Here is a 5,118-nt window from a genome sequence, read left to right as displayed (position 1 = left end):
GTCGTAGGCGGGGGCGGGGGTCACGTCCAGGCCTTGCTTTGCGAATGCGGCGGCCGCTCGTGGCATATGCATGGTGGATGTCACCAGCAGGATGCGCAGCAGCTTTTCGCGCTTGAGCATGGCGGCGGAGAACAGGGCGTTTTCGTGTGTGTTGGTGCTTGCGTGCTCGGTGCGCAGCGCATCGGGCGGTACGCCTTGCCGCAGCAAGGCGCGCGCCATTCGCTGCGCCTGGTCATCGCCGGAAAGCAGTACCACGTTGGCGCGTGCGTCGCGGAACAGTTGCAGGCCGAAACCGATGCGCGTGTCGAGGCTGTGCGGGTCATCCGCATCCAGGTACCAACCTGAGCGCGGCAGTGCGCCGCCGCCCAGGATCACGATCGCATCGGCCTTGGCATAGGCGGATGCCGGTTGCGGCGGATAGCGATGTTCCAGCGTCCCGCGCAATCGGATGGCCACTGCGGGCGTGGCGCACAACCATAGCCACGCGCTACCCAGCGCCAGCAGCGCGAGCGCAAGGCGATAGCGTTGGCGGCATAAAAAATACAGCCCGGCGACGGCAAGGATGGCTGCCTGGTTGATCGGGTAAATCACTTGCTCAAGCAGTTCCATCGGAATGCTCGCTCCTCAAGACTGTCCTCGCCTGGCGTGATCGTAAGGCCAAGCGCTGGCCGCGCAGCCCTGCATGGAAAGGGCCTGGTCATCCCCATTTAAAGTCAAGAATCGTGCCAAAACCGCCCTTTGGCGCGGGCAGCGCAAGCCTATTTTTTTCCCATCGCTAGCTATTGCTTTGACGATTTGTCAAGGGCAATAATGAGACATAGTTCACACTTTACTCACCGGCGAGGACCGCCATGAACCGTCTCATCCGTTGTTTCGCACTGTGTCTGCCGTTGCTGCTAGCCGCCTGTGCCACGACGGGTAGCTCCAGCGCGCCGCCGGTGCCCAAGGCCGATGTGCAGGCCGTCACTACCTATCACATCGGTGTGGACGACCAGTTACAGATCACCGTCTGGCACAACCCGGACCTCAGCGTGAGCGTGCCGGTGCGGCCGGACGGCAAGATCACCGTGCCGCTGATCGGCGACGTGACCGCTGGCGGCAAGACGCCGGACGAAGTATCCAGCGAGATCAAGGACCGGCTGCAGTCCTATATCCGCGATCCGCAGGTCGCCGTGATTCTTATTGCGCTGCGCAGTAACGAATACCTGTCGCGCGTGCGCGTGACCGGTGCGGTGCGCAGCCCGATTTCCATTCCTTATCGGCAGGGCATGACGGTGCTCGATGCGGTGCTGGCGGCCGGCGGCATCACCGAGTTTGCCGCGCCCGACCGTACCGAGCTTTACCGCAAGGGCGATGGTGGAAGCACCACGTCGTACTCGGTGCACTTGGACAAGATCCTGCAGAAGGGCGATCTCGCCAACAACTATCCGGTACAGCCAGGGGATGTAATTACGGTGCCACAACGCGCGTTCTGATGACGCGCCTGATGTTTTTGGGAGTGTTGCATTAGGGAACAGGGTAAGGGGGATTCATGAGCGGAGAACTTGCACCTCTGGGCGGCATGCTGCCTGCGTTATTGTTGGAAGCGCAGCGCCGACGCATGGCACTGGGCATCGCTTTTGCGGTGATTGCGATCGCGGCCTTGATCGTCGGCGTGGTCTGGCCGAAAAAATACCAGGCTTCCACCACCATCCTGGCGCAGGAAAGCAGCATCATCACGCCGCTGATGGAAGGTGCGGCCTCGGCCACCGCCAATGCCAACCGCGCGGGTATCGCGCACGATGTGATTTTCAGCCGCAAGGTGCTCGACCAGGTGCTGGTGGCCGGTGGCTGGATGGCGGCGCATCCCACGCCGATCCAGCAAGATCGCATCATCGAAGGTATTCGCGCCCATACCACGGTGCAGACCTCGCGCGGCAATCTGATCACCATCACGTATTCCGATTCCGATCCGAAGCGCGCCTTCGTGGTTACGCAGGAATTCGGGCGTCTTTTCATCAGCGAAAGCCTGGCCTCGAAACAGCGCGAAAGCCGCGACGCCTACGAATTCATCGACAGCCAGGTCGAAACTTATCGGAAGAAGCTGACCGACGCCGAAGACAAGCTCAAGGCGTATCGCGATACCAATGCGGACGCGCGGCCCGGCAGCGACGTCGACACCAATTCGCGCATCAGCCAGTTGCGCACGCAGATCGAGAATACGCGGCTGGACCTGACCGAAAAGCGTTCGCAGGCCGCCGCGCTGCAGGCGCAGCTGTCGGGCGAATCGGAAGTCAATGCGGTGCACACCACGCAAGGCATCTACGACACGCAGCTCGCCGATTTGCAGGGCCAGCTCGACCAGCTGTTGCTGACCTATACCGATCAATATCCCGACGTGATCCGTATCCGGCACCAGATCCAGGACCTGCGCCAGCAGATGGCCGAGGCCGACCGGCGCAAGCAGGCGGCGCACGCAGCCGGCACGCCGATACCGCTGGACACCACGGTGCAGATGAACCCGCTCTACCAGCAATTGAAAATCCAGCTGGCGGCCACCGAAAGCGATGCCGCGGCGGCCGAGGCGCGCATCAGCGCCAGCGAGTCCATGCTGGCGGCGGAACTGGAGCGCAGCAAGCGCATCTCCAATTCGGAAAACGTGACCTCCGAGTTGACGCGCGACTACGACGTCAATCGCGACGTCTACCAGGATCTGCTGAAGCGCCGCGAAAACGCGCGCGTGTCGATGAATCTCGATGCCGAGCAGCGCGGGTTGACCTTCCTGGTGCAGAACCCCGCGGTGATGCCGCTGGTGCCGTCGGGCCTGCGCTTCATGCATTTCGGCCTGGCCGGGCTGGCCTTGTCGCTCGCCATTCCGTTCGGGCTGCTGTTCGCCCTGGTGCGTTTCGATCCACGCGTGCGTTCGGCCGACCAACTGGAGCGTGCGCTGGGCTTCAACGTGCTGGCAACGGTGCCGTTCTATCCCACCCCGCGCGATCGCCGGCGCGACCGGTTACAGAACATGATGTTGGTATTGATCGTAGTCGGTGTCGCCGCGTTCTACCTGGTTCTTTTCTGGATCCGGCACAAGAGTTGACGATGAAAATTCAAGACGACAGTGTGTCCACCGATCGCCGCGGCGAAGTGATCGACGCCGCGCGCCACGTGGAGGAACAACCCGCTACCGGCCATTCGATTGCGCTGATGACCGAAGGCAGCCATGCGCTGGCGCCGTTGCAGCTGGAGCAACGGCGGCTGATCCACCGCGAGGATTCGGTGCGGCGCCAGTCCGATGCGTTCCGTGAGATCCGCACGCGCTTGCTGGGCCTGGCCAACAACCAGAACTTCATCACCCTGGTGGTAGCGGTAAGCCCGCAATCGGGGGGCAGTTTCGTGGCGCGCAACCTGGCGGCAGCGTTTGCCTTCGACGAGACCAAGACCAGCTTGCTGATCGATTGCAACCTGCGCTATCCGAACCAGCACAAGGCGATGGGCGTGGAGCCGGCAAAAGGCGGCTTGATCGATTACCTCGAGCATCCCATTCGCGGCCTCAAATCGATCATCTATCAAACCGGCATCCCGCGCCTTCGCCTGGTGCCGGCGGGTACCTCGCGCGAGAACGGCGGCGAGTTCTTCTCCTCGTTCCGCATGCGCGCCATGCTCGATTCGCTGCGCTGCCGGTACAACGACCGTTACCTGATTCTTGACGGCCCGCCCATCAAGGGCTCGCCGGATGCACGCATTTTGTCGGAGCTGGCCGATTTCGTGGTGGTGGTGGTGGGTTACGGCCGCGACACGCCGGCCGCCGTCAACCAGGCGGTGGCCAATTTCGAACCTAACAAGCTGGCGGGAGTGGTTTTCAACCAGTCGGCGTAGGACGAAAACGCGGCTGCGCTTCAGGGCGATTCAATGCAATTCATCCACCGGGGGGAGGGAACATGCCGGCATCCATCACGCTCGCTCGCGCCGTGGCGCTTGCGCTGGTCATCGCGCCGAGTGCTGTGTGGGCTGCGCAGTTCGACTATTCGTTGTTTGGGAGTCTGGAGCACAGCGACAACATCACTCTGAGCGACAGCAATCCCATTAGCCAGAACGTATTCAGCCCAGGCTTCAACTTCAGCTACGCGCAACAGGGTTCGCTGTTACAGGCCAACGTAACGGGCACGTTTCAATACAACGACTATCTCGGCCATCAATTTTCCGACCAGACCCAGACCGAGCTGGCGGCGCAGGCCAACTGGAGCGTGCTGCCGAAGCGGCTGGATTTCACCGTGGAAGATTACGCCGGGGTGGAGCCGGTCGATTCGCTGGCCAGCAATGCGCCGGACAACCGCCAGCAGACCAACGTGCTGTCGCTGGGGCCGACCTTGCACCTGCAATTCGGCAATGTCATGCGCGCGCAAGTGGAGCTGCATTACGTCAACAGCTACGCGTCCAAGGTCAAGGATTTCAATTCCAGCCGCGGCATGGCGGCGTTCCGGCTGTACCGCGATCTGAGCCCCACGGCCACGCTGTCGCTGAACGCCGAGACGCAGCGGGTGAAGTTCGACAACAGCATCGGCAACGAAGTGATCGACGGCGTCGACACTGTCGTGGCGACGCAAAACTACACCCGCGACGAGATATACGCCCGCTACGTCAGAACGCTCGCGCATTTCGACGCGGACGTGCTGCTGGGTGGGGCCAGGATCGATTTCGACCATGCGCCCAACCACTCCAAGCCGCTGGCAAGGGCCACGCTGGGTTGGCAGCTCACGCCGCACAATACGTTCTCCGTCACCGCCGCTTACCAGTTCTCCGATGCGGCGCAGGACATGTTCCTGCAGCCCGGCCAGAGCATCGTCAACGCACTGAACGAAAACCCCACCGATTTCATCGACAACCCCGGCGGCGGCATCAGCACCGGCAACCTGGTGATCAATTCGGAGGTGTACCTGGAAAAAACGCTGCAGGCGACGTACACCTTCCACACGGAGCGCTTTCAGCTGTCGGTCGCGCCGACCTACGACAAGTTGTCTTATTTGAACGATCCCACCTTCGACCAGTCATCGCGCGGGGGCACGGTTGACCTCACCTATCACTTGCGCCCGCGCACCACGCTTACGGCCTTCGTCAATGCGCAAAGGCTGAACTACGTTT

The 5,118-nt window shown here is 62.0% G+C and carries 5 protein-coding genes; 4 read left to right on the top strand and 1 reads right to left on the bottom strand.

The window, feature by feature from the left end; all coding sequences use genetic code 11:
- The coding region (locus VMA74_RS08890; protein ID WP_325366281.1) for a YdcF family protein at positions 1-609 on the bottom strand (609 nt) is incomplete at its 3' end.
- A 242-nt stretch (positions 610-851) separates the two neighbouring features.
- Here VMA74_RS08890 and VMA74_RS08885 point away from each other — a divergent pair.
- The 4 genes from VMA74_RS08885 to VMA74_RS08870 all read left to right on the top strand — a co-directional run.
- Positions 852-1,475, top strand: coding sequence for an XrtA/PEP-CTERM system exopolysaccharide export protein (locus VMA74_RS08885; RefSeq protein ID WP_325366280.1), 624 nt, complete (start codon positions 852-854; stop codon positions 1,473-1,475).
- A gap of 56 nt (positions 1,476-1,531) precedes the next feature.
- Positions 1,532-3,076 (top strand): XrtA system polysaccharide chain length determinant, encoded by a 1,545-nt coding sequence (locus VMA74_RS08880; protein ID WP_325366279.1) that lies wholly within the window; start codon positions 1,532-1,534, stop codon positions 3,074-3,076.
- Positions 3,077-3,078: 2 nt separating this feature from the next.
- Positions 3,079-3,855 carry a polysaccharide biosynthesis protein gene (locus VMA74_RS08875; protein WP_325366278.1) on the top strand — a complete coding sequence of 259 codons (777 nt, stop codon included), beginning with the start codon at positions 3,079-3,081 and terminating at the stop codon, positions 3,853-3,855.
- A gap of 62 nt (positions 3,856-3,917) precedes the next feature.
- Positions 3,918-5,118 (top strand): hypothetical protein (locus VMA74_RS08870; RefSeq protein WP_325366277.1); only part of this gene is annotated, 1,201 nt, incomplete at its 3' end.

Source organism: Dyella sp. (genome assembly GCF_035508675.1).
In the GTDB taxonomy this organism is placed as follows: domain Bacteria; phylum Pseudomonadota; class Gammaproteobacteria; order Xanthomonadales; family Rhodanobacteraceae; genus Dyella_B.
This window is presented reverse-complemented; position numbering and strand designations above follow the sequence as displayed.